General features: G+C 61.6%; 18 protein-coding genes. 1 reads left to right on the forward strand and 17 read right to left on the reverse strand.

Translation table 11 applies throughout. From position 1 onward, the window contains the following. Positions 1 to 14: 14 nt before the first annotated feature. The 8 genes from ACIDOCELLA78_RS98270 to mads1 all read right to left on the reverse strand — a co-directional run bounded on the left by ACIDOCELLA78_RS98270 (position 15) and on the right by mads1 (position 14,711). Positions 15 to 749 carry a hypothetical protein gene (locus ACIDOCELLA78_RS98270; protein WP_214006266.1) on the reverse strand — a complete coding sequence of 245 codons (735 nt, stop codon included), beginning with the start codon at positions 747 to 749 and terminating at the stop codon, positions 15 to 17. Continuing rightward, positions 746 to 2,800, reverse strand: a complete 2,055-nt coding sequence (gene pglZ / locus ACIDOCELLA78_RS98275; protein ID WP_201727591.1) for a BREX-3 system phosphatase PglZ — start codon at positions 2,798 to 2,800, stop codon at positions 746 to 748. Before pglZ ends, ACIDOCELLA78_RS98270 begins: the two co-directional genes overlap by 4 nt. Beyond that, positions 2,797 to 5,616: a DEAD/DEAH box helicase gene (locus tag ACIDOCELLA78_RS98280; RefSeq protein ID WP_201727592.1), complete on the reverse strand. Its 2,820-nt coding sequence runs from the start codon at positions 5,614 to 5,616 to the stop codon at positions 2,797 to 2,799. The genes pglZ and ACIDOCELLA78_RS98280 overlap by 4 nt, the downstream gene beginning before the upstream one ends. 8 nt (positions 5,617 to 5,624) lie before the next feature. Further along, positions 5,625 to 8,387, reverse strand: coding sequence for a DNA methyltransferase (locus ACIDOCELLA78_RS98285; RefSeq protein ID WP_201727593.1), 2,763 nt, complete (start codon positions 8,385 to 8,387; stop codon positions 5,625 to 5,627). Positions 8,388 to 8,449: 62 nt separating this feature from the next. After that, positions 8,450 to 10,300, reverse strand: a complete 1,851-nt coding sequence (locus ACIDOCELLA78_RS98290) for an RNA-binding domain-containing protein (protein ID WP_201727594.1) — start codon at positions 10,298 to 10,300, stop codon at positions 8,450 to 8,452. 17 nt (positions 10,301 to 10,317) lie between these two features. Next, the gene (locus ACIDOCELLA78_RS98295) at positions 10,318 to 14,007 is read right to left on the reverse strand and encodes a DUF6079 family protein (protein WP_201727595.1); all 3,690 of its coding nucleotides are present in this window, start codon (positions 14,005 to 14,007) and stop codon (positions 10,318 to 10,320) included. After that, positions 14,004 to 14,516: a BREX-3 system P-loop-containing protein BrxF gene (brxF, locus tag ACIDOCELLA78_RS98300; RefSeq protein ID WP_201727596.1), complete on the reverse strand. Its 513-nt coding sequence runs from the start codon at positions 14,514 to 14,516 to the stop codon at positions 14,004 to 14,006. Before brxF ends, ACIDOCELLA78_RS98295 begins: the two co-directional genes overlap by 4 nt. Further along, on the reverse strand, positions 14,517 to 14,711 hold the full coding sequence (mads1, locus tag ACIDOCELLA78_RS98305) for a methylation-associated defense system helix-turn-helix domain-containing protein MAD1 (protein WP_201727597.1): 195 nt from the start codon (positions 14,709 to 14,711) through the stop codon (positions 14,517 to 14,519). A 262-nt stretch (positions 14,712 to 14,973) separates the two neighbouring features. Between mads1 and ACIDOCELLA78_RS98310 the strand changes: the two genes are divergently transcribed. Then, positions 14,974 to 15,282 (forward strand): AlpA family transcriptional regulator, encoded by a 309-nt coding sequence (locus ACIDOCELLA78_RS98310; RefSeq protein WP_249674934.1) that lies wholly within the window; start codon positions 14,974 to 14,976, stop codon positions 15,280 to 15,282. Here the strand turns inward: ACIDOCELLA78_RS98310 and ACIDOCELLA78_RS98315 are convergent. The 9 genes from ACIDOCELLA78_RS98315 to gpmI all read right to left on the reverse strand — a co-directional run bounded on the left by ACIDOCELLA78_RS98315 (position 15,236) and on the right by gpmI (position 24,680). After that, positions 15,236 to 16,492, reverse strand: a complete 1,257-nt coding sequence (locus ACIDOCELLA78_RS98315) for a tyrosine-type recombinase/integrase (protein ID WP_201727598.1) — start codon at positions 16,490 to 16,492, stop codon at positions 15,236 to 15,238. The two genes, ACIDOCELLA78_RS98310 and ACIDOCELLA78_RS98315, sit on opposite strands and share 47 nt — an antisense overlap. 293 nt (positions 16,493 to 16,785) lie before the next feature. Beyond that, a complete protein-coding gene (guaA, locus tag ACIDOCELLA78_RS98320) occupies positions 16,786 to 18,348 on the reverse strand; it encodes a glutamine-hydrolyzing GMP synthase (RefSeq protein ID WP_201727599.1) in 1,563 nt (520 codons plus the stop codon). Positions 18,349 to 18,420: 72 nt separating this feature from the next. Beyond that, positions 18,421 to 19,086, reverse strand: a complete 666-nt coding sequence (locus ACIDOCELLA78_RS98325; RefSeq protein ID WP_201727600.1) for a dienelactone hydrolase family protein — start codon at positions 19,084 to 19,086, stop codon at positions 18,421 to 18,423. A gap of 2 nt (positions 19,087 to 19,088) precedes the next feature. Next, positions 19,089 to 19,583 carry an RNA pyrophosphohydrolase gene (locus ACIDOCELLA78_RS98330; protein ID WP_201727601.1) on the reverse strand — a complete coding sequence of 165 codons (495 nt, stop codon included), beginning with the start codon at positions 19,581 to 19,583 and terminating at the stop codon, positions 19,089 to 19,091. Next, positions 19,580 to 19,792, reverse strand: a complete 213-nt coding sequence (locus ACIDOCELLA78_RS98335) for a divergent polysaccharide deacetylase family protein (RefSeq protein ID WP_283770798.1) — start codon at positions 19,790 to 19,792, stop codon at positions 19,580 to 19,582. Before ACIDOCELLA78_RS98335 ends, ACIDOCELLA78_RS98330 begins: the two co-directional genes overlap by 4 nt. A gap of 38 nt (positions 19,793 to 19,830) precedes the next feature. Further along, positions 19,831 to 20,535 (reverse strand): divergent polysaccharide deacetylase family protein, encoded by a 705-nt coding sequence (locus ACIDOCELLA78_RS98340; RefSeq protein ID WP_283770799.1) that lies wholly within the window; start codon positions 20,533 to 20,535, stop codon positions 19,831 to 19,833. Positions 20,536 to 20,538: 3 nt separating this feature from the next. Continuing rightward, positions 20,539 to 21,897, reverse strand: coding sequence for a S41 family peptidase (locus tag ACIDOCELLA78_RS98345; protein ID WP_201727602.1), 1,359 nt, complete (start codon positions 21,895 to 21,897; stop codon positions 20,539 to 20,541). Positions 21,898 to 21,969: 72 nt separating this feature from the next. Next, positions 21,970 to 23,163: a murein hydrolase activator EnvC gene (locus ACIDOCELLA78_RS98350; protein ID WP_201727603.1), complete on the reverse strand. Its 1,194-nt coding sequence runs from the start codon at positions 23,161 to 23,163 to the stop codon at positions 21,970 to 21,972. Further along, on the reverse strand, positions 23,163 to 24,680 hold the full coding sequence (gpmI, locus tag ACIDOCELLA78_RS98355) for a 2,3-bisphosphoglycerate-independent phosphoglycerate mutase (protein WP_201727604.1): 1,518 nt from the start codon (positions 24,678 to 24,680) through the stop codon (positions 23,163 to 23,165). The genes ACIDOCELLA78_RS98350 and gpmI overlap by 1 nt, the downstream gene beginning before the upstream one ends. Between the last annotated feature and the right edge of the window lie 19 nt (positions 24,681 to 24,699).

The raw sequence follows: 24,699 nt of genomic DNA on the forward strand, positions 1-24,699 counted from the left end.
CCGATACCTGAATCCTATGCCAATTCGACAAAGTCTGATTGATCACCCTGGCGTTGCACCCGAAAGATCGGGTTGCGCATCAAATCTCGCGCTGTGACTTGGATGGCGAACGGGAACAAGGCTGGGTGGTCGATGAGATGAGAGAACGGCAAACCCTTCCCGTGCGCCAGCAAGACGGCGTGTAGAAGCAACTGGCCGATGTCATCTCCCAGACTAATTCGGTAGGCCGGGCCAACGATGGCCCCATGCTCTTCGCCGGCCCGAAGCAGCCCCCAGTGAGTCAAAGACCGGAGTACATGCTGAATGGTGCGCTCAAGCGTAGAGCGATCTCCCCAGGTCTCAGTCATGCGTCGTTTGATTTGCGATCGATTAGCTTGGCCATGTAGTTTGATCAGTTTCCCGACCTGGGTCGCTACATCGAAAAAGAAGGGATGAGTGCCAGCAACCATCGCCCAATGGATCCCGATCCGCTTTTCGCCAGACGCACTGGTCACGCATTGCAACGCGGCACGCTTTAGGGGTTCAGACGGTATTGGCACGGACACCCAGATCCGGGTCAAAACAGTGAGAGTCTTTCCGCGACTGCTATTGTTGGTCGTGCCCGATTCAACACCTTCCAGAAATTCCCAGAGAAATTTCCTCGTGGCATCTGGCGACTCTCCAGTCAGCACTCGGGCGACAGCGGCGTCCAGCCACTCAGCAGCAATCGTTCGGTCAAACCCGATTCTTCGTCTTTCGGGCATGCTCATTCCGCCTTTGCGATGGTGATAAACGGAACAATCACCTCCTCAATACATATCCCGCCATGCGCCACTGTTCGCTTTCCCTCGCCGATGAAAGCACGGAGCGCTGGAGCAACTAGAGCAAGGTAGTCCTCAGGCAATCCGATGCATGGCCATTCCAGTGAGCCCGGATATTTCTCACCGACATTCGACCGCAACAGCGCGTCCGAGAAAACATGCACGCGTTCGCCACGTTCATCGGCGGTCGCACCCACATTTGGTTTACCGATACCTACGCCCTCGACGTTTCCGTGATCAGCGGTCAGGATCAACTCAAAGCCACGTTCGAGCATCGCGTCCAGGAGCCGCCAGAGGGATCCTCGCTTCGCCCAATGTCGGACCCCCGCGTGCATCCCATCGGTTCCATTGACGATGCCGTGGAGCATCTGATCAATGGTCCCGACGACGATGCCGGCGACTCTGCATCTGGGCTGATCGATCTTTTCAATTACCCTTTTTATGAACGCATCGTCGTCTTCAAGGGTACCCTGGCAGGCATAGACGGCGTCGCCCTTGCGAACGCCGCGATCGTCCCAGAACCGCGTCCAATGCTGCTCTTCCTTGCGCGTCGTATCCAGGCTTTGGCCGAAAAAGAAGGGCGGATCACCCGCGAAGATTGATTGACGAGATACAGAGGTCAGCGTCGGCACCCAGGCGAAGAGGCCGAATTCCTCCGTGAGCCATTTTCGTGACGGCATCTCCTGGCGGACAACTGCCCACTGGTCCATGGCGAGGCCGTCGATAACGATCACGGCAAGCTTCCGCGCCGGCCCCTTCGCCGCCATCCGATGGGCCATGTACCGCGGTATCTGATGAACCATGGCCGGCCGCGGTAGATACGACAGACTGTGCAGGGCGCCATAGTGCGCTACCATCCATTCCTGGAAGCGCTGCTCGATCTCGCGGTGTGCCGTCTCGAACCGTGATTTGTCCTCTGGTGGCAAATCCTCGGGCAGTGACCAGCGGAGCGCCACGACCTCGGCCCATCGTGTCGCGGCTTGAATCCACACCTGGTGATCGCTGTTAGGCAACGGGCTATCAGCCTGCAGAAGCTGCAGGAGTTTTCGGAAGCGCGAAGTCAGGTCCGCGCCTGTAGACCCCGCGACACCAACAGCCATCCATGACCCTGCGACGAGTGAACGGGAGATGCCGTCAACTGGCGTCAGCAGGCCATCGGTAAATAGGTTATCGACATAGACACGAACGTCGTCGTGGTCGAACGGTAGATCCACGGGACCGGAGAACTGAAGACCGTAGGGCTCGGCTTCTTCGCGCAGTCCGCTTGGCGGCAATGCCAAGCGCTGACGTACGAATATCGGCCACCGTTCCTGCAAAAACTCCAGGAAATTTGCTCGATTTGGGACGATCTGATCGAGCGGCCATTTCAGCCATCGATCCGTTGATCGCAACAAATGGATCAGTCGGTCGTCCAGAGACTTTGGAATGATCTTCCCGCTATAATGCCGTCGCAGGAGCGCACGAAGGAGCTCCGCGTCATCCTGGATCTGCGCAGGATCGAGTCGGAATACGTGGCGCAGCAGAAAGTCACGCGTGGCGTTCTCACCCAGGGGCTCGGGTTTGAAAAGTTGCTGGGCCGCGGAAACTGCATCGAGGTCACCCCGATCCAACTCTGACAGCACATGCGGAGCTAAGGACGGGAACAGTTCCGCAAGACTGAACGAGAGCAGACGGCGGTCGCGTTTGGCCTGCTCAAGGAGGTCGAACGGAAGGCCACTCACATCCGATCGCGTCGCTCGCAAAACGACAACGAGGTTGGTGTCCCTCCCATTGTCCCAAACCTCACGAAAGCGCCGCTCATAGGCGTAGCGGAACGCGACGTGATCCTCGAACGGGACAATCTCGAATCCGCGCTGGCGAATACCGTCAATAACGCCCTGCTCGGTCAGCAGCTCATCCGGGTCGGCGACGACGGTGAGGCGTGCGACCGTGGCGATGTCGGGCGTGAACTGGGCAAGTATGGGATCTCGCCAGGTACTGGCGGCGGCATGAGCGATCATATGCTCTTGCCTATCGGTGACACGCGGGCCATCAGAACGGCCGCGAGATCCGGTAGAGCGGTTTCCCTCACTGAAAGCTCTCGGGTCCAGGCCTGCTCCTCGTCAGCCAAAATTCGGAGCCGGTAATTCCGGACCTGTGGCAAGCCCAAACGCTCAATCGCACGTCGACGCGACGCAAACGCGTGGCTACCCTTCTTGCGCTCGCGAAGGATACTGAGCTGGTGAGCCGCCAAAAGTTCTTCGAAGACCGCTGCCCCTTGCGTTTCGGCGGCGCTCCGGCTGGCGTTGTACGCCCGCAACGCAGGCGCGTCGGATAGATCGTCGGCCGCTTGGCTCAGCCCAACCGGAAGGTCGATCAGACGGTCCCAAACCGTTCGCGCAGTCGGACCAAACACACGACCATCGTCGCTCACGAACAGCGCGAGGAAACGCTGCTCCCGCCCGCCGGCTGTGTGCAGGCTGATCCGCCACAACGACCAGACGCCAGTTGTTTTGTCGGAGACATCTGGAATCACAACGGAGGGAATCGGTTGCCCTGGCGCAAAGACGGGCAGGCTGTTTATCAGGCCGCGAACCCGCTCATCTTCGAGAGAAATCAGCGTCGCGCCTGGCCGATCGGCATCGTCCCGATTGAATACGGCGCACGGGCTCGTGTCGCCATTCGGCCACCGCAGATCAAAGCCGACAGCGGCGGCGGTCGCGGACGCCACGGTCGGCTCCTGAGTGCGGAGGAATCCGAGCGTCAGCCTTTCTGTCCAATACGGCATTTGGTGATTAGCGATATGCTGCGCGGCCGATGGGTCCAGCTTTTCGGTCGCATTCAGCAGACTGGAGCCTGCACGCGCTTCCTCCGCCCGTCGCCTGATCTCGTCCGCGACACCCGCCGCGCGTTGTTCGGCATCTTCCGGCGCTATCATGGCTTGGGCAAACAGAGCCTCGAAAGGCACACCGCCATCCTCGGAATCGAGCACGTCGGCGAGTTTGTCGACACCAAATTCCTCTAGGATTCTTGCCAGTTTCTCTTCCAGAACCTCACGGACGCGTAACTCCACCGTGTCCGCGAGCGCGAAGTTCATCGCCCGCACGATGTGCTTCTGACCGATACGATCGACACGGCCGATCCGCTGCTCGATCTTCATCGGGTTCCACGGCAGATCGTAATTCACGATCACGTGGCAGAATTGAAGGTTGAGACCTTCGCCACCAGCGTCCGTTGAGATGAGGATTTGGGCGTCGCCGGCAAACTGCCTTTGCGCCTGTCGGCGCTCCTCCAGACCCATCCCGCCGTTGAGCACGACGACGTTAAACCCGCGCCGTTCCAGGAAATCGGCGAGCATGGCCTGGGTCGGAACGAACTCCGTAAAAATCAGAACCTTCAGGAGCGGATCGTTTTCCTCACGCTGTTGCTGCTGGATTCGCTCAAGCAGTGCCACCGCCTTCACGTCTGGGCCGCTGGCCTCACAACGGCGGGCGGCCGACAGGAGCAGTTCGACCTCCTTTCGCTCATCCTTCAAGCCCTTCAGGCGCGTCTTCAGAATGGTGTCGAGCTGTTGCTGGCCGTCGAGAGACGACCACTCCTCGGCCATGTCTTCGGGAAACAATGAAAGCTGCCCCTGGGGTAGCTCGAGCACTGTAAGCCGTCGTTCCAACGCGGTTCGGATCGCCGCCGTGCTTGAGGTGATCAAGCGCTGCATAAGGATCATCAGGAAGCCGACGGCCGTCTGCTTTTCCTTGATGGCGCGGTTGTAGCCGTCGCGCACATACTCGGTGACCGCCTCGTAGAGAGCCCGCTGCTCTGTGTGCGTGGCATCCCACTCGATTGGCACGAGCTGCGTGAAGCGCGGCTTGAAAAGCGGGTTGCCCGCGGCGTCAATCGCGCGACGTTTTTCAGTTCGAATGACAAAGGGACCGACGGCTTCCCGCGAAATCGCGTCATCTCCCGGCAGCATATCCGGATCGAGAAACCGAATGAGCCTGCGGAACGCATCGGACTTGCCTTGGTGCGGTGTCGCCGAAAGCAGCAGCAGATATGGCGCCGCCTGCGCCAGCGCGTCGCCTAACTTGAACCGGGCAACCTGTTCAGTGCTACCGCCAACCCGATGCGCTTCGTCGATGATGATCAGGTCCCAACCAGCCGAAACCAAATCCTCGAACCGCTCACGGTTATAGCGGGCGAGTTGCTCCTGGCTCCAACCGCGTCGAGCGTCCATCGGCTTCACCGAGTCGAGCGGGCAGATCACCTGGTCGTGCATGCGCCAGAGGTTTTCATTTTCGTCGATAGCGCCAGCTTGCCGCAACGCGGCCAGGCTGCTCGGAAGGATGAGGCGAAAGTCCTCCCCAAAATGCCCTTTCATTTCCGACTGCCACTGCAAGACCAAGCCAGCGGGCGCGACGATGAGAATCCTGCGAACGAGCCCCCGAATTTTCAGTTCGCGCAGGATCAGGCCGGCCTCGATCGTTTTGCCGAGACCGACTTCGTCGGCAAGGAGATAGCGGATGCGGTCGCCGGAGATCGCCCGCTGGAGCGCCAGTAGCTGGTGCGGCAGCGGGATGACGGTACCTTCCAACGGCGCGACCAGCGCGTCGCGCTCCAAAGCGTCCGCGATGCGCGCACCGGCGCTGACATAGGAAAGGCGATCAAGCGGATGGGACCCGCCCGCTTTCAGCGGGATAAGGCGCTTCTGAAGAACCCTGACCGCCGTGTCCCGGCGCGGCAGCCACACCAGACAGCTCGCCTGACCCCACAGCGTTTCCGTATCGACAACGCGGCAGGGTTCATCGTGATCAATGCTGTGCCACCACTCGCCAGCTTGCATGGATCACCTCACTCATCACCGAGGCGCATGCTCGCGACATCGTAGTACATCAGCAGCTTTTCGTCTTCTTGCAGGACGTTTTCTGGAAGCTTGGCGGCGACACTGACAATCGTCTTGTAGTCCTGACCGTCATATGCGGCTTTGAAGCCCGCACGAACGGCCTCGGTACGGAACATCTTCAGTTTACGTTCCTTCGCTTGCTTATATGCCTCGAACTCTTTCAGGAGAGTTTTCTCGCGAAGCTTCTCCAAATCGCCTTGCTTCCCTGGATCGGGCACGTACCAGCGATCTGCAGCCTTCGCGGTCAGTGTGGGATCTTCTTTGGCGAGATTGCGGAGCTCTTTGAAGTTTGTGGACAGGTAAGAATGGATCTGACTCGGGACCGGTCCGCTGCCGTCGTAATGGATACAATTCTGACGAAGAATTTCCTTAAGCTCGACCGTCTCCTCGTGTTTTGCCCAATTCTGGATTTCGCGCATGAATGCAGGCTGGAGATCCTGGAAGCTGCGCGGCTTGTCCTGAAGCTCGCGACGCACCCATTGGATGGCACTCGCCTCGTCGATGACAAAAAGGCTGAGCTGGCGAAGCTCGGCCGCGGTATTTCTCTTGCGGTCATACTCAGCAACCTGTGTCGGCAGGAAGTACATGCTATCCCGCTCGGGATAGCGTTGGGTCAGCCCAGACAGAAACTCCGAGGTCGAAAGCGGCACAGACAGTTGCCGTTGAACATGAAATGCCACCATCCGATCGTGAAGTACCTGCGCAGTGCGTTCGGCAATCACATCCGCCACGCCCGCCACGCTGGAGAAAACAGGAACGTGTCCAAGATGCTCAGTAACGAAGGCCCAAGCGTTTTCTGGCAACGCCTCCCCTAGGGCAAAACGCCCAGCCAAAGCCTCCGTCGGCTTGTAGGCTGAAATGACAAGGTCCTGTTTGACTGCCGTGCTCGTGACTTGCCGATAGGAGCCTTGCTGCTTGTCGAGAGTCCTGACATCCGCGACAACGAAGCCGGCGGTTCCCATAGCCTCCTGTATTGCTCGCCAGACGGAATTTGCTGAATTGCTAAAGACAACCGTCATCCAGCGGCCGGGCTTCAAGACTCTCGCATACTCATCGAAGCAATCTCGCATAAGCGCTTGGTAGTCGTTAACGTCTTTCTTCTTCGCTTTATCGACTATTGCTTCCGGCTCCGGCTCCGTAATAACTCGATGCCATGCTTCGACTAAGTAATTTAGGTCTGAATAGTAAATGTTCTCGCCAAATGGTGGATCCGTGAAAATATAATCGATTGAGTTCTGTTGGAGCGGGATAAGGGCGCAGGTGCCCGTCTGCGTAGCTACAAAATATTGCCTGCTACGAAGGCCTGAAAATGTAGTTCCTAGGCGCTTCGCCTTTCCCCCCAGGACATACCATGGGCTTGGCTCTGAATTCTGAGAAGCGACGTAGTACACTCCAGTCATATACTGATTTACTTGGGAAAATCCCGTGGGGCGATATCGATTCAAGATAGACATTGTCCAGATGGCTTGCTCGACAAAGTAGAGAAGCATCGACCGAAGACGCCGGTTTTGTTCAGCATTGGCATTGCGCCAAAGGGATGCGAGAGCTTGCGCAGCACGCGGCATGAAAAAGTGATGCACATGAGTGACGCCGGCGGAGTCCATGCGGGCGCGCTCGTGAGTCATATGCATGTAAGGCAGTGGTTGGGTTGGCACCTCCGCGGGCAAAGGCATGGCTGCTATTCGATCAAGCACCGCAGCGTCAGCAGGTGTCGGAGCCTTTTCGTACCTGGCGCTGCCGATTGAATAGTCGATCAGGGCAGCTCGACGCTTGGGTGTCTTGATGGTCTTTCCAATCACCGGATCGACCCTTGTCTCATAGAGCTTTTCCAGGCGGCTCTTTGTCAGCTCAGCATTGCAGTGCGGACAAGGAAAGTGATCATGGACACGCTTAGTGGAAGGATCGAGAGCCTCTTCGACGAAGTTCACCTCACCGGCACATTCCGGGCAGGTGAAGACCTCGCTCCAGACCGTGAAATTGATGCGGCCCTTGGACTTTCCGTCGGTGTGAAGTGTCTCGTACATCCAGCCGAGTTCCTTCTCGACCTCGGCAAGGACGCGTTCCGCGGCTCTGGAAAATGCAGCGACGTCGAAAGGCAATGTGTAGTTCGCAGCGATGAAGCTGGCAGCCGGACCGAGATCGTTTAGAATTGCGCGGCGCGCGCCCCATTTTGGTTTCGGTTGCCCTTGTTGCGACCACTCCGCCTCGATCTGCTTGCGGTACTCCGCCGGTGCAGAACCGCACCATTGGGCAGCCACACCAGTCATGCCTGAGCCAGCAAAACCATCCAGCACGACATCGCCCGGATCCGTGTAGTGGAGGATCGAGGGAACGATCGCTAGGTGCGGAACCTTTGTGTGGTAACCGTGTGCCTTGTAGAGCGCATCGGTCTTCCCGACGCTTGTGTCGACTGCAAATGGGTCACGTTCGTAACGCTCTTTCGGATCATAAGTCTTACCGTACAAGCGCACGAAGTCGGCCAGGAAGGGATTGGGACACGCTGTATACCAAGGCGGATCAGACATCCGGATGATGTCCTCGTCGGCTCCCTTTGGAAACCCGGGGGTCTTCCTGAATTCAGGGTCGGTCAGTTTCTCGCGAAGGCGCTCGGTGAAAAAGGCCCGGCGTGCGTCTTCGCTATCAAATGTCATCCCGAGGCATTCGACCTTGCCCCTTTCCAGAACCTGCTGCTCCGCTGACTTTTCGACCAAGCGGAGTTGTCCAGATCCTTCAACGAAAAGTTCGCCGGTCCGAGGTGATTTGCCCCTAGTGGTCATTTGGAAGCTACCTCAGCCTTGAGTTGACGACCAACGATCTCGGCACCGACGGGGGTAAGCGAGTAGCGTTGTCTGGGATGGCGCGGGTTGTCGGGAAACTGCGGCTGCAGCAACCCGCCATCTATTAGGGGTTGCAGGTGGAAGGTCCGAAACTGGGTACGATGGGTCACGCCTAGCAATTCCATCAACTCGGTTTGGCGGCGGGGCGTGTCGCACGCCGACAGAAGCTGGCGCTGCTGCGCGGTGAGTTCGTCAACCGGGCGAGACGGCCGGCGACCACTCTCTCCCCGCGCGCGAGCTTGGTCACTGACTAAGCTCGCCGAATTCTCGGCGGCTTGGTCACTGACCAAGCTGCTGCCTGCTGTCGACTTGGCCATGCCGGGGATGGGCCAGCGATCACGGAGATGCTGGGCGAGTTCATAGCATGCGCCGTCCGACCGTTCGATCCGGGCCGCCAGCACCTGCGTCTCCAGGCGCGCCAGAACCGCCAGCGTGTCGGCGCTCCCCATACCAAGCGAAGCCCGAAATTCCGGCAAGGAGACCTGCGGCTGGCCACACAGGATTGCCAGCGCGTGCGCCTCGGCGTCTGAGAGCCTGGCACCCAGCGAAGCCTGAAATAGAAGCTGCCTCTCCGACATCAGCTCCTTCGCCAGGAGCGACAGGCGGAAGCTGTACGATGGGATATCGTTTATGATCTCCGGCGGCACCCTGCCGCGGCGGCGCCAATCGCTGAAGATCGCGCCAATTCCCGTGCCCGCCTGTTCGCTCAAACCGACGCGGCGGAACATGGCGACGATCAAAGGATTCCGGACGTCCTTGGCGCCTGGCTCAAGCAAATCGGCCTTGTGCGCGCGCGTGCAGCCCGGATTCTCGAAAACCACCCGGTCTGGGTGGAATGCGATCGTGGCGGCCCGCGTCGTCTCTTCAAAATCTTGATGCATCAGGAGATTGATCGCCGCCTCACGGAATGAAATGAAGTCTTCCGGGCGATCCTGCCGCGCCATTGTCCCCAGTTCGATCGAGAATGGCTTGGAGGCGTTCTGCGCGTAGCGATCGGCCAGTTGTTCCCAACAGGTCCAGAGGTTCTCCTCGCAGACGAGCCGATCAAGCCAGCGCCGCTCCGGAGCCGGTGCATCCCACGGGTAGTCCGCCCAACGGCAATCGACCAAGGGCCGCGGCATCATCGTGCGCAATGCGGCGCCGGTGCCGAACAGCAAGATCGCCGCCCGTGTCGGCCGAAGCCCGACTTCACGCGCGACCGCCAATGCCCAATGCTCCAGGAAGTGAGCATTATCATATGGGATGCACGGGTGGTTGGGGTGCTGGGCCTGGAAGCGCTGCCGGTATCGTTCCAGGGTCGCCGCATCCAGGCTGGCTCCGAGGTCGAGGTCAACAACCTCTGACTCATACGACGGGCCGCCGGCAGCTCTCAGGAAGCGCCGAATATCGTCCTCGTTGCATCTTTGGTCCCCGGCGCCACGCCGGATATAGCTTCGGCGGATGTCGCCATTGAGGTAAACTGGCTTATGCTGGCGCGGCGCTTCCGGTATATAGAAGACGAGCAGCTTGCCAGACTCCGTCTCGATGACGTCGTCGCTGGTCACCATCTGATAGCTGATTTTCTCGCGCGAGCGCAGCGCGCTGAGCAAGTCATTCTGCACCTTGTCCAGGGCAAGGACGCCGACGACCTCGAAGTGCTCTCGCTGCTGCTGCACCCCAAAAACCAAATGCCCGCCTGCTGTGTTCGCGAAGGCCGATATCGTCTCGAATGCATCGCGCGGAACTTCGTTCTGCGCCGCCTTCACTTCGAGGTCCGACCATTCGTACGTGTTGATGCGGGCTAGCAAAGCGGATCGAGATAGCTTCATTCGATCACCACGCGGACTTTCGAAAGGTCCTTGCCCTTGGTGAGAGTGGCGACGTAGCGGTCAAACCGCTCGCGAAGATCCCCGACGGTGCACGGTAGCCCCCCCTCGGACAGGGCCACTTGAAGTGCCGCGTTGCCGAACGTCACCTTCTGCAACCCGCTCAGCACCTCCTGCAAAGCCTTCAAAAAGGCTGGGTTCACTGGATCAGGAAGCTGCTTGCTCTTGAGAAAGCTCTGGAGTTCTCCCTTGCCGGCGGCATCGCTGACAAGTTCAATATTTGCAGACACTGTGGGATCTTCGAGGTTGGAACGGAGCGTGTCCGTCCAGCCGCGAACCAACGCATCCAGCACCCCGTCCAGGTCCGTCAGAGTCTTCTTCGAGGTCGCGCCACCAGCAGGCTCTTCCCCTGGCCGGAAGCCGCAATGCGGGCAAAGCGGATCGCTGTCGAGGTCTGGACGGCTAAGCTGGAAACAGGTCTTCAGGGCAAACAGCCGGTTTTCGAAATCCCGCAGCTGCTGCGTTGGCATCATGTCCACGCCGGCGATTTTCTGAAGCTGCGCCAGACGCGAATCCTTCGCGAGGCCGGCCTTCCGCTTATCGTCGTTGGCGCCCAGGCGCGCACGCTCATGCGCCGCCAGATAGGCATCCTGATACTTCGACTTCAGATCTCCCAACGTCTGAGTGAGAAGCCTTTTGAAATCCGACTCCGAACGCTGTTTCGGGCTGGCAATCTTGGCTGTCAGATCGGCGCGAACGGTCCGCACCGTGTCCTGCCAGGGATGGCTGGCATCCAACAGCGCCTCTGCTTTGCCCAGATATGATGTCAGTGGACTGGTCTGCTGCAGGAGAACGCCGAGCTCGTCGACCTCGCGAGCCAGCTCTATCGCCGGCTTCTGACCCAACACAGCGGCGGAATCATGCGGGAAGTTTTTCAGCTTCCCGGACGTGTTGAACGGCTGCAGGGATTCAAGGAAGCCCTTGAGACTTCCGAGCCGATCCTTCCAATCCTTCTGCTCCTGCTCCGACAGGATCGGTCGGCCCCAAAAGACCAGCTCTGCAACGCGCGCCTGTGAGGCGACCACCTTCCCGAGAAGCTCGGCCGCCCGCTGCTGAACTTTGGCTACTCCGTCGTCCCGGTTTGCGGGATTGACGATGAGCCCCTTTGGCACGTCGAGAAGATCGCACAGATCCTGGAGCGGCCCGAGCGGCAGGTCCCGCGGGCGATCGATGTGCTTGAATTCGGTGACCTCTCCGATTCCGATCTTTGCGAACTGGTCGATGCCAGCCGCGTCGATCTTTTTCCCGGCAAGGCTGAGGACGATGTCCCCGCTATGGACCAAGGCGGCTAGAACCACACTTAGAAATTCCGGCTCGATCCGAAACTTGGTCCAATAATCGACGCCGGACTCCGAGGCGATCAATTCGGACCGATTGAGCACCTGGCCTTGGCCTTTTTGGCTCAAAACGTCGAGCACGTTCTTGCCATAGCGCGAATTGCGCGGCTTCAGCGTTTCGCCGTCCAGCAGCTCCAGCGCGTCCAGAATCGCCGAGCCCTGTTTGCTCTTCACGCCACCGGCAATCCAACGCAGCGCTTCCTGCGCGGCCTGATCGCGGTTCTGGCGCGTGACCAGCACGCTGAATATCGGGTACTCAGGGCTCTTATCCGCGAAATGCGGCGCCAGCAACGCCGAACCGGCAGTGTTGACGTAGTCTCTTACCGTCGCGTTCGGCGGCAGCTTGCCACGAACGACCTCCAGTAACGTCTTTGATCGCCCCTGATGCACGACTTCGACGGCGGTCGGTACATGCTCGCGCAACCAGGCTGTCAGTGCGCGGAGCTGATCCGTTGCCTTGTCTTCATAGATCTTCTTGTTGCTGCCCGAAGCAGCGGCAGCCTGTTCCCGCGCGCCGGCATACAGACGAAGAGCGCGTTCGAACGCATCGTCTCGGTCCTTCAGTTTGAAGAAGACCTCGTCTGCCTTTTTCTCATCCTTGAAGTACGGCGCATCGAACGGCTGCAGGAAATATAGATAGAAATCGCGAGCGGGTTGCGCCGTCGAGCGCTCATTGGGAGCCCCGAAGAACAGGTAGCCGCTGCGGCCGGCACGCCGTTCCCGCCACTCGATCTCGTGTTCCCAGATGCGATAGCCGGTGACATAGGGCGGAGCATCAGGATCTTCGAGAACAACTCGCCGCAGCGCGTCAAAATAATATCGATCAAGTTGCGCGTCGCCGAGGGTCTCTGCACGCTTTTCGATGAGAGAGTCGAAATCGACATCCTTCTTCAGATCAAGAAAATACTGGCCGTTCTCCTTGTTGAAGCTGAGAAACTGGCCACTGACCGTACGAAGAAGCTCCTTTAAAACGGTTTCGACGAGCGTTCGCAGAAACTCGGCGTCCTTCTCTGGCACCGGCAGCATGAGGCAAAGATCGTCTCTCAGCTCCTCAGCCGTGGCTCCAATCGGCGCATAGATATCGGCCGTCGTCAGGCGATGGACGGAAAGCGCGTGAACGATCCGGATAGCGGCGGCCTTGTATTGCGGCCGGGTGAACGCCTGCTGGACGCGCGCATCGAGCACGCCGCTGCGATCGATGACTTCTTTGATGGCGGGATCGGATCGGAATGACGGGTTGTCCCGGAGCACACCCCAGTATGAATCGTAGGCAATGAGCCCGGTGTCATTCTTCGGAACGTCGTTGTCGATGATGCGCCGAATGGCGGCGCTAAGTGTCTTCAGCACCTCACGCTTCTCGGCCACATAAACGCGCTCAAACGTGTCGAGATAGGCAGGGTGGATCGGGAACAGGCGGACGAATTCCTCCATCCGTTCGTTCATTGAGCCATACAGGGGCGCGAACTGCTTCAGATGCTCGCGGATCAACGCCTGCTGCTTGGCATCCTTTTTGAGGATTCGCTCGGCGACGACGAACGCGACGTCGTCGCGGGCGATGCGAACTTGCTCGAACCGATCCTTCACGCGTCGCAGAGTGTCTGCCACGAATTGGAACCGCGGATTGTCGAACAGGCTCTCCTGGACGCCGGCAATAAAGCGGAACCGCGACCCCTTGCAGACCTCGCCAAGCTCTCGCAGGAACGAGAGGTCGAGGCTCAGCGCCTGATCGGCTCGCGACCGCAGATAATCGAGCAGTTCATCGAGAACGAGGATCAGGCCGCGGTCGGGATGAACGGCCTGAAACGCCGCCATCATCTCCTCGAAGGCAGACTTGTTTTCGTGACGGTCATCGGTGGAGGGAAACTCGTAGGTAACACCCAGCCCACTCAGGCCGTCCTCCAAAACTGAGCAAACGATGTCGCGCAGTGACATGGTAGTGGACCCAATCTCGGCACGGATCACACGAAAGCGGCCAGCTATTTCGGCGGCCTGCTGAGCAACCTTTTGATTGGTTAGCCGTGCGGCGAGGTCCGGATGTTCAGCGATCGCCGATACAACGGCCATCAAGTGAGATTTACCCGTTCCGTAGTTGCCGACGACAAGGATTCCCTTGTTGTCGGCCGGCTTAGTGAACTGCAATTGGGGAAAAACCAACTCCCCGAGCAGCTCGGCCATACGGTCAGAAATCACGAACGTCTCAACCAATCTGCGGGCGTCTGTCGCAGAATCCGCTTCGCGAAGCTGAACGACCGTTTCAATCGGTTCAAATTGAATGAGGTCCGAATACTTCATGCCATCTCCTCCCCGCGCGTTTCCGCTTCGGCCTGATCGCTGTCACCGGCGTTGACGATCACCGCTTGGGGTGTCTGATATCTGCGCGCCTCCGGATGGCCTGGCTCCGCATAGGTGAGGCACGCCCCATCGAAACCGCCTGGCCAAGCGGCTATTATCGCTCTGTTCCGCGACAGAAATTGCAAAAGCCGAAGTGGGTCCTGCGCCAATTCCTCGGCGAAGAGCATCTCGATATTGTCGAGCAGGACCACATCTGATTGTTCCGATCGAACCATATCGTCGAGAATATTTGCGACGCGCGTGGCTCGTTGACGATGCGTCAATTCAAGAAGCCGTTCTGAAAGTCGCAGATTGACATTGACGCGCGGCCAACTGTGCTGGGCCGCCAGCTCGGTCAGCATTGCAGTCTTTCCTGATCTGGCAGGCCCGACCGCCAAAACGAGCTTGTAGTAGGCGTCCCTTGTTCGTGGCAGCACTTCCTGAATCTGTGATGCGAGGGGCGTGGGCATTCAGCTTCCTCCCTCGCTGCGAGACGCGGCCTTCTGTTGCTCGATCCACCGATCGAGGTCGACACGCTTGAATCGCCACTGACCGCGGACTTTGAAGGCCGGAAGCTGAGCCTTCTGGGCCATCGTGTAGACCGTCTTTTCAGCGACCTTCAACAAGATGGCGACCTCGGGCAGCGTTAGAATCTCGTCCGGCATAGACCGGCCCTCTCATCAGAACGGATGGCAGAACCTGCCAGAGTTTAGCAAAAGATGCTAGGCTTTGGATTGGCGGGATTTACCCCTCCGCAAAAAGTCGAATTTGCTTCCGTCGCTCGTTGAGCGTTGTCTCCACCGACGGCCAACCGTCCGATTCCTACGCCAGAGCCGCACCCGGCACTACGCGGCCAACTCAACGCTTCCCATGATCAGCGACTATCGGTTTCCATTGGCATCAGACGCCAATCAAGGAGACACCGTCATGGCCGCGATGATCGAGCAATCCATCAAACGGACCATCCGCCGCGGCGAGCTGCGCCAGATCGTGCCGCTTGCCGACTCGACCATCTACGAGATGGAGCAGCGTGGCGAATTCCCCCGCCGCTTTGCCCTCACCACCCGATGCGTGGTCTGGGATCTCAGCGAAGTGGAAGCCTGGCTGGCCGACCGCCGACGGGCCACGGAAAGCGCCTCGACGCGGCGCGCGCCTCACCCGGACGTCCGCAAGCGCCGAAGCCGCCCCGTCAAAGCGCCGGGTCAGGAACCAGCATCGGCATCGACGGCGGAATGAGAACAGGGAGATGTTTTCGTCCCGCCACCCAGGCGTCGATGATATCCGCCCACTCCTGCATCATGTGCCGCCGCTGAGGTTCGTATTCCGCCTTGTTGTAGACGCCGCGAGACGACCGGCCGTCCTCATGCGCTAGGCACTTTTCGATCCAGTCACTGTTGAAGCCGATCTCGTTCAAAAGCGTGGAGCCGGTCCTGCGCAGGTCGTGAACGGTGAAGGGCTCCAAGGGTAACCCCTCGGATTTCGCGCGCTCCACAACGGCATATGTGATCCGATTGAACGTCGCCCGCGACATCGGGGCATCGGCGTCATAGCGCGACGGCAGCAGGTAGCGGGAATTCCCGGCACAGGTTTTCAGCGCGATCATGATGTCGAGGGTTTGCCGAGACAGATAGACGTTGTGGGCCTTGGACCTCTTCATCCGTTCTTTGGGGATGCTCCAGACGGCATTCTCGAAATCCACTTCGTCCCAGGTTGCGTCCTGCAGCTCGCTCTTGCGCACCATGGTGAGGAGGAACAGGCGCATCCCAAGTCGGATCGTAGGAAGCGTGGCCACATGTTCAAGCTGCTTGAGCATGATGCGTATCTCAGTCGGAGACAGCGATCGGTCCTTTGCCACAAAGGTGGCGATCGACGCCGGCCCGACTTCGTCGGCCGGATTGGCAACCTTCTCCCCGTGCAAAATCGCAAAGCCGTAAATCTGTTTGATGATGTCGCGGACATGGATGGCCGTCGCCGGCGCGCCGCGTTCGACGATCTTCGCGCAAAGCGCTCGCAGATCATCAGGCGTGATCTCGTGCAGAAGGCGATTTTTGCAGGTCGGGACCAGCTCCCGTTCGAAAATGGCTCGGCGCATCGCACGGGTGCTGTCGGCCATCGTCGCCGTGGAAAGCCACCTCTCCCCAAATTCGCCGAAGCTCTTCGCCTCTTTGATCCGCCGTTTCGCACGCTGTTTTTCGTGGGCGGGGGAATTACCCTCCATGATCGAGCGCCGCGCATCGATCGTCATCTCACGGGCGCGGGCCAGGGATAACTCGGCGGGGCCGTACTGGCCGAAAGTGACGGTCTCGCGCCGACCGTTCAGCCGATAGTCGAGCCTGAAAGTGACCGTTCCTGACGGTGCGACGACGACGTACATGCCGTCGCGATCTGCCACCTTATACGGTTTCTCTTTAGATTTCAGGTTCTTAAGGGCCACGTCCGTCAGCATCGCTCTCACCTCTGAGAAAAATACCGTCAGGCCTTTTTTGACGGCTGTATTTTCTATTTCCCCCTTTTTATCAGTGACTTACGAGGAAAAAAATACCGTCAAACGACCTCAACGGGTTGACGGTATCGCGAGTTTTGGACGTGAGCAAGAGGTGATGATACCGTCAGAGATGCCGTCAAATTGGAGCGCTGCCTCCAAAATGACGGCGATTGATCCTGACAGGTATTTTTATTTATTTCAGTGGTTTAGTGCGATTTTTCGATTGTTGGCGGATGCCGCCGAAAGGCCCTAAATCATTCCCACTCGATTGTGCCGGGTGGTTTGCTAGTGATGTCGTAGGTAACGCGATTGATGCCGCGAACCTCGTTCACGATCCGTCCTGCAACCCGGGTGAGGAAATTCATGTCGAACGGATACACGTCCGCGGTCATGCCATCGGTGCTGGTGACTGCGCGCAGGGCGCAGGCGAAGTCGTAGGTGCGGCCGTCGCCCATCACGCCGACGCTGCGCACCGGGAGCAGGGCCACGAAGGCCTGCCAGATCGCGTCATACAAGCCGGCGTTGCGGATTTCCTCAAGATAGATCGCATCCGCCTTCTGCAGGATGCGCACCTTGTCGCGATCGACCGGACCGGGAATGCGGATCGCAAGGCCGGGGCCGGGGAAGGGATGGCGGCCGACGATGGTTTCGGGCAGGCCAAGCTCGCGGCCAAGTTCACGGACCTCGTCCTTGAAGAGTTCGCGCAGCGGCTCGACCAGTTTCATCCGCATCCGTTCGGGCAGGCCGCCGACATTGTGGTGCGACTTGATGACGGCGCTGGGCCCGCCGCGTGCGGAGACGCTTTCGATCACATCCGGATACAGCGTGCCCTGGGCGAGGAAATCCGCGCCGCCGAGCTTCTGCGCCTCTTCCTCGAACACCTCGATGAACAGGCGGCCGATCGTCTTGCGCTTCACCTCCGGATCGGAAACGCCCTCAAGGGCTGCGAAGAAGAGGTCCGACGCGTCGCGATGCACAAGCCGGATGTTGAAACGATCACGGAAGACGCGCACGACCTCGTCCGCCTCGCCGGCGCGGAGCAGGCCATGGTCGACGAAGATGCACACAAGCTGCTCGCCGATCGCCTCGTGGATCAGCGCCGCCGCGACCGAGGAATCGACGCCGCCGGACAGCCCGCAGATGACCCGCCCGGCGCCGACCTGGGCGCGGATCGCATCGCGCGCGGTTTCGCGGAAATTCGCCATCGTCCAGCCGCCCGCAAGGCCGCAGACCTTGTGCGCGAAATTCGCGAGCAGGCGGGCGCCGTCCGGCGTGTGGACGACTTCGGGGTGGAACTGCACGCCGTAGATTCGCCGCGCATCGTCGGCGATGGCGGCGAAGGGGGCGCCTTCGCTCACCGCCACGGCGCGGAAGCCGGGCGGCAGCGCCGTTACCCGGTCGCCATGGCTCATCCAGACCTGGGCGCGTTGGCCTTTGGCCCAGACACCCTCGAACAGCGCGCAGTCTTCGACGATGTCGATGAAGGCGCGGCCGAACTCGCGATGGTCAGACCCTTCCACCGCGCCGCCCAGCGCATCGCAGATCGCCTGCTCGCCATAGCAGATGCCGAGCACCGGCACGCCGGCCCCGAAAACCCCGGCGGCGGGTTTGGGCGCGACCGCCTCGATGACGCTCGCCGGGCCACCGGAGAGGATGATGCCCTTAGGTGCGAAGGCCGCCATGCGCGCCGGGTCGGCGTCGAAGGGCCAGATTTCGCAATAGACGCCGGTCTCGCGCAGGCGTCGCGCGATCAGCTGCGTCACCTGGCTGCCGAAATCGAGGATGAGGATGCGGTCTGCGGAGGATGCGTCGGACATGACGCCTCAACAGCACGCCACGCGGCCGGGTTCAATCCCTCCGGGCCGCGCGGCGCTCACGGCTGCCGCTCGTCAGGCGACGTGTTCGGCGAAGAAGGCGAGGCTGCGATGCTCGGCGATCTCGTTGGCGCGGGGGTTGAAGCTGGGGCGGTCGTGACAACCGAAGCCGTGCTCCGCTCCCGGGTAGACGAAAATCCCGACATCCGGCTGCGCCTTGCGGATCAACTCGACATCCGCGAGCGGAATGCCCTTGTCCTCGGCGCCGAAATGCAGCTGCACCGGGCAATTCGGCTTTTCCGACCGCGTGGCCGCGATGCCGCCGCCATACCAGCCGATCGCGGCCTTGAAGCTCTTGCTCCGCGTGGCGCCCCACCAGGCGATTGTGCCGCCCCAGCAATAGCCGATGATCCCGGTGGGTCGCGGTGAAAGGGCCGCGGCCGAGGCTTCGATATCGCGCATCACGGCCTCTTCCGTGATTTCCGCGCGCAGGGCGAGGCCCTTGTCGCGTCCTTCAGCGTCGTAGCCGAGTTCGACGCCGCGCTCGACCCGGTCGAACAGCGCCGGAGTGATGACGCGGTAGCCGAACGAGGCCAGGTGATCCGAAATCTGCCGCATGTGCGAATTCACGCCAAAGATTTCCTGCACGATCACGATGCCACGCCGCGCCGCGGTGTCGCCAGCGGCGTAGGCCTGGAATTTGTGTCCGCAAGAGGCGGTCAGGTTGATCATCTCACCCATCATCATGCTCCGTCCGTTTTGGCGAACCGCGCGAAATCCCGCGCGAGGCGCTCATAGATTGGCCGTTTGAACGGCACTGCCAACGCGGGGATATCGGAAAGCTCGATCCAGCGCCATTCATCGAATTCGGGATGCCTGTGGGCGTCGAGGCGGATCATCTCGTCGCTGCCGACAAACCGCAGCGCGAACCACCATTGCTTCTGGCCACGATGCCGGGCGCCGAATTTCGCCACCACTTCAGGCGGAAAGTCGTAGCTGAGCCAATCCCCGATTTCGCCGATAACCTCGACCGCCGCGGTGCCGATCTCCTCGTCCAGCTCGCGCAGCACGGCGGCAGCGGGATCTTCGCCTTCGTCAATGCCGCCCTGGGGCAGCTGCCACTGATAGGCGGCATCGCGGCCGAGATCGGCCCGGCGGGCGACCAGCACCCGACCGGCACGGTTGAACACCGCGGCGCCGACATTGTGCCGGTAGGGCAGGGTGGTTGTCTCCGTCATTTTGTCTTCCGCGGCGCGATCAGGGCGCTCACCGGCACGAGAACCAGCCCCTGCGCCTTCAGGCCGGCGCACCATTTCGTCAGGATGTCGATATCGCTTGCCGTCGGCGACGAAATGACGCCGAGAGCGCTGCCCTGAACGACGGCGACACCCGCCAGCTGGTTCAGGGACTGCAACTGGTCCGCTCCGCTCATCTCGGGATGGATCACCACATCCGCTCGACGGCCAGGGATGCCGGGCGGGAGTTTTACCCCCTCGATGCGGTCACCATGAACAGGCCAGTGGTTTGCAGATGCTTGCCGAGCCACTGGCTGTTCATGGCCTGAGACAGGAATGTCTCATCGGTCGTCATCCCGATTTCGTCGGTGACGCCTGCGTAGCCGGCCGCGCGGGAAAGTGCCCAGTCAAGCCGCCTCTGGTTGACCGAATCAAGCTCGCTGCCGTGCAGGGCCTCGTCGCCCTCGGTCACGGTAGGTTCCCGGCTCGTCTCCATCGGCAGCCCAAGCAGCGTCTCGTGCCCCGCCTTGCGCGCTGCCGCCGCCACGTCTTGCGCATGGGGGCCATAGGGCGTGAGCGCCAGCGAAACCGAGGGCGGCAGCGACGTAACGGCATCGAGGCTGGGCTTGAGCGCCTCACCGATACCGCCGACGAGAATGGCCACGCGATGCAGCCCGTTGGAAAGATGGGCCGGGGCCGCGTAATACGCCATCGGCTTGGTCTTGCCGGATTGCCGCGGGATCATCCATGCCGGATTGGCCGGGGATGCCACCAGCAGTTTCGGGTTGGGCGGCGGGATGGCCCCATGATAGAGATGTCGCACCAGCTCGGGCCGGGCCGGCTTTGCCGGCTGCGGCGGCCCCAGTGCGGCCAGTATCGCGCCACCGATGACAGTCGCAAGGCCAGTGCCCGCCCAGAAACGCCCGACCGAGCGCGCGATTCGGATCGCGCGCATTGGTCAGTGCGTCGTGCCGCTCTTCGGCGCCGCCATGGCGCGGACGAGCTTCAGAGCCATCTGCAACTGATAGTCGGTTCCCGGCTTTTTCAGCTCGAGTTTGGGCCAGCCCACCGGTGGCCGCGCCGCGATCGTTTTCGCAACCGCTGGCAGCACCAGCTTGGGCGGCAGGATCGGCGCCTTCAGGCCCGAAGGATTGCGGAAGGCGTGCGGCATGTTCGATTCACGGATCTTCGGGAAATGATCCTTCGGATTGTTCGTTTCATGCACGACGAGATCGGGTTCGACGCCGTAATCTTGGAGCGACTTGCCGGAGGGTGTGTAATAGAGCGCGGTGGTCATCCGCAGCGCGCCATGGCCAGGAATGGTGAAGATGGTCTGCACCGAGCCCTTGCCGAAGGTGCGGGTTCCCATCACCACCGCGCGGCGGTTCTGCTGCAAGGCCGCGCTGACGATTTCAGCGGCCGAGGCGGTGCCGGAATTCACCAGCACGACGATCGGCTTGCCGCCGGTGATGTCGCCGTCATGCGCGTACCAGACCTGGTCGTCGGACTGATGGCGGCCATGGGTGGACACGATTTCGCCGGTATTGAGGAAATCATCGGCCACGGCGATGCCCTGGTCGAGCAGGCCGCCGGGATTGTTGCGCAGATCGAGGATATAGGCATTCACCTTGCCGTGGCCTTCGGCCTTCAGCTTGGCCACGCCGCGGCGGATGTCGCGGTTCGCGTTCTCGGAGAAGCTGGCGAGGCGCAGGTAGCCGACATCGCCGTAGAGCGCGGTCTTGACCGCCTGGACGTGAATGATCGCGCGAGTCAGGGTGACGTGGACAGGCTTGTCGACGCCCGCACGCTTGATCGTGAGTTCGATCTTGCTGCCCGCCGGGCCCCGCATGCGATTGACCGCCTTGTCCAGCGTCATGCCGATCATCGGCTTGCCGTCGATCGCGACGATCAGGTCGCCGGGCTTTATGCCCGCCTTGGCGGCCGGCGTGCCATCGATCGGGCTGATCACCTTGATGAATCCGCCCGCCTCGGAAACCTCGATCCCGAGACCGCCGAACTGGCCCGATGTCTCGGCGGTCATGTCCTTGTACTGGCGGGCGTTCATGTAGGCGCTGTGCGGGTCGAGCCCGCTCAGCATTCCGTTCATCGCGTTATAGACCAGTTTTTTCGATGATTCCGGCACGACGTAGTCGGCCTTGATCCGCTGGAAAATATTTTCGAACAGGCCAAGCTGGCGATAGGTTTCGTCGTTCTGCGGTGTACCGGCGACTGCGCCGTGGATAACCGGATCCACCATTCCAACGCCGACCCCCGCCGTAAAGGTCGCCATGATCAACAGGGAGGTCCTGAGCTTCATCTACGCCATCCTCATCGTATCTCTCACCAATAGTGCGGCTGGCCCGGAAGTCCATAGCCGGAAATGGGCGGGTCAGCGGTTCGCTGTTCCGGCACCGATGCGCTCAGCCGGATCGACTGCCTTTCCGTCATGCCGCAACTCGACATAAAGCCGCGGCTGATTTCCGGGGTTGTGCGCGTCGAATGCCGGCATGCGACCAACCGGCTGGCCGGGCTCGACATGCTGGCCTACCGATACATCGAACCGCTCGAACCCCGCCATCACGAAATCGTATCCAGCCCCGCAGTCTATGATCATCAGCTTACCATAACTCGCGAAGGGACGCGCGAACACCACGCCGCCGCCGCAAGGCGCGCTGACCACGGCGCCGGGTGATGCGGCGAAGGTGTCGCCGGTTGCCGGGCCGGTCGCCGTGGCGCTGGCAAAAGCGCGGATCAGCCGGCCAGCGACGGGGGCGTTCGCGAGGATTTTCGGCGGCACCGAAGGCGAGATTCGCGCGGCGGCTGCGCGGGCGGCCGCGGCCTGGGCAGCCGCGGCGCGGGCCTGCTTGAGGCGGTTGATCACGCCGACGAGGTCATGTGCCTGGCTTGCGGCCTTGGCCGCCTGCCGGGCTTCCGCATAACGGCGGCGCCCAGCCCGGGTTTCTGCCGCGGTGGTAGCCGCGATGGCCGCCTGCAATGCCGCATCGCCGGCCTTCTGCCGTGCGATGGCCGCGACCAGCCGGGTCTTTTGATCTTGAAGTTGCAGGGACAATGCCGTGTAGCGCTGCTGTGCCGCCTGCAGGGAGCGCGCCCGGGCGGCGATCTGCCGGGTCATTCCCTGCATTGCCAGGGCGCCTTCGGCGGCCTTGCCCGGCGCCGAACCGGCGGCAATGAGGGTTGCCGCTGGCCGCCGCGCGAGTCTGATGATGATTGGCAGCAAGGGTGCGATGGCTGCGGACGATGCCTCGATGTCCGCTCGCGCCGCCTCTGTTTTGGTCGCCAGATCGGCCAGCCGGCTGACGATCTCGGCGGTCTTGTCTTCGGCGGCCCGCAAGGCGGCATTCGCAGCGATTTCCTGGGTCAGCAGTCCCTGCCGCCGCGCCGCCGCGGCGGCTTCCGCCCTGGCCGCCGCGGCTGCCGCGGCGCGATGGCGTTGCGCCGCCGCGTTCGCCTGATCGAGACGGTTTCGGGCCGTGCCCAGCTGATCAGCCCGCGCTGTGCCGGCAGCAAGTATCGCGGCCAACAGCGCGGCGGTCGCGGAACGGCGGCGCGCGGCCAAAGGCATCAGGCGCCGATCAGGCTCCGCCCGGTCATCGCCTCCGGTTGGGGAATCCCAAGCAGGGCGAGAAGCGTGGGCGCGAGGTCGGCAAGGCGGCCATCATGCAGCTTCGCCGCCGCCGGCCCGCCGGCCAGCAGCACCGGCACGCGGTTGAGCGTGTGCGCGGTGTGCGGGCCGCCGGTTTCGGGGTCGCGCATCATCTCGCAATTCCCGTGATCGGCGGTGACGATCATCGTCCCGCCCTGGGCGCGGATCGCCGCCTCGATTCGGCCGAGTCCGGCATCGACCGCCTCCACCGCCTTGATCGCGGCGGGGAGCGAGCCGGTGTGGCCGACCATGTCGGGGTTGGCGAAGTTGAGGACGATGAGGTCGAAGCGGCCGGAGTCGATGGCGGCGACGACCTTGTCGGTCAGTTCCGGCGCCGACATTTCCGGCTGCAGGTCGTAGGTCGCGACCTTGGGCGAGGCGACGAGGATGCGTTCCTCGCCCTCGAACGGCGTTTCCCGCCCGCCGTTCAGGAAGTAGGTGACGTGAGGATATTTCTCGGTTTCCGCCGCGCGCAGCTGGCGCTTGCCGGCGCGGGCGACTACCTCGCCGAGCAGATCGTCCATCCGCTGCGGCGGGAACAGTGTGTGCATGAAATGCGCAAGCTCATCGGAGTAGGTCACCATGCCGAGGGCGGCGGCGAAGCGGATGTGCCGGGCGTGATCGAAGCCATCGAAGCCCGGATCGAGCAGGGCGGAGAGGATCTCGCGCACGCGGTCGGCACGGAAATTGGCGCAGAACAGGCCGTCGCCGTCGCGCATGCCCTGATAGCCGCCGATCACGACCGGTTTGACGAACTCGTCCGTCACGCCGCCCGCATGGCTCGCCCTCACCGCTTCGGCGGGATCGTCGGCGTGGTTGCCCTTGCCTTCGGTGAACAGGTCGAAGGCGAGGCGGACCCGCTCCCAGCGGTTGTCGCGATCCATGGCGTAATAGCGGCCGATTACTGTGGCGATCTCCGCCCCTTTCGGCAGCGCGCCGCCCAGCCAGGCGAGGCAGTCCGGCGCGCTTTCCGGCGCCGTGTCCCGCCCGTCGGTGATGGCGTGGACGAAGACGGGAATCCCGGCCTGCGCGACCGCGCCGGCGAGGGCGGCGATGTGGCGCTGATGCGCATGCACGCCGCCGGGGGAGACCAGGCCAAGCAAGTGGCAGGCACCGCCCGATTCGCGCAGCGCGTCGATGAAGCGGCGCAGATCGGCGTTCTCGGCGAGCGAACCGTCCTCGATCGCGCTGTCGATCCGGGGCAGTTCCTGCATCACCACCCGGCCCGCGCCGATATTGGTGTGGCCCACTTCGGAATTGCCGATCTGCCCCTCGGGCAGGCCGACATCGCGGCCGCAGGCGTTGAGGAAGGCGTGCGGCGATTCCCGCCAGAGACGGTCGAAATGCGGCGTGTTCGCCTGGGCCACGGCGTTGTCCGCGCGATCCTCGCGCCAGCCGAACCCGTCGAGTATCGTCAGCATCACCGGCCTGGTCATCGCATTCTCCCTCATCTGC

This window comes from Acidocella sp. C78, assembly GCF_907164655.1.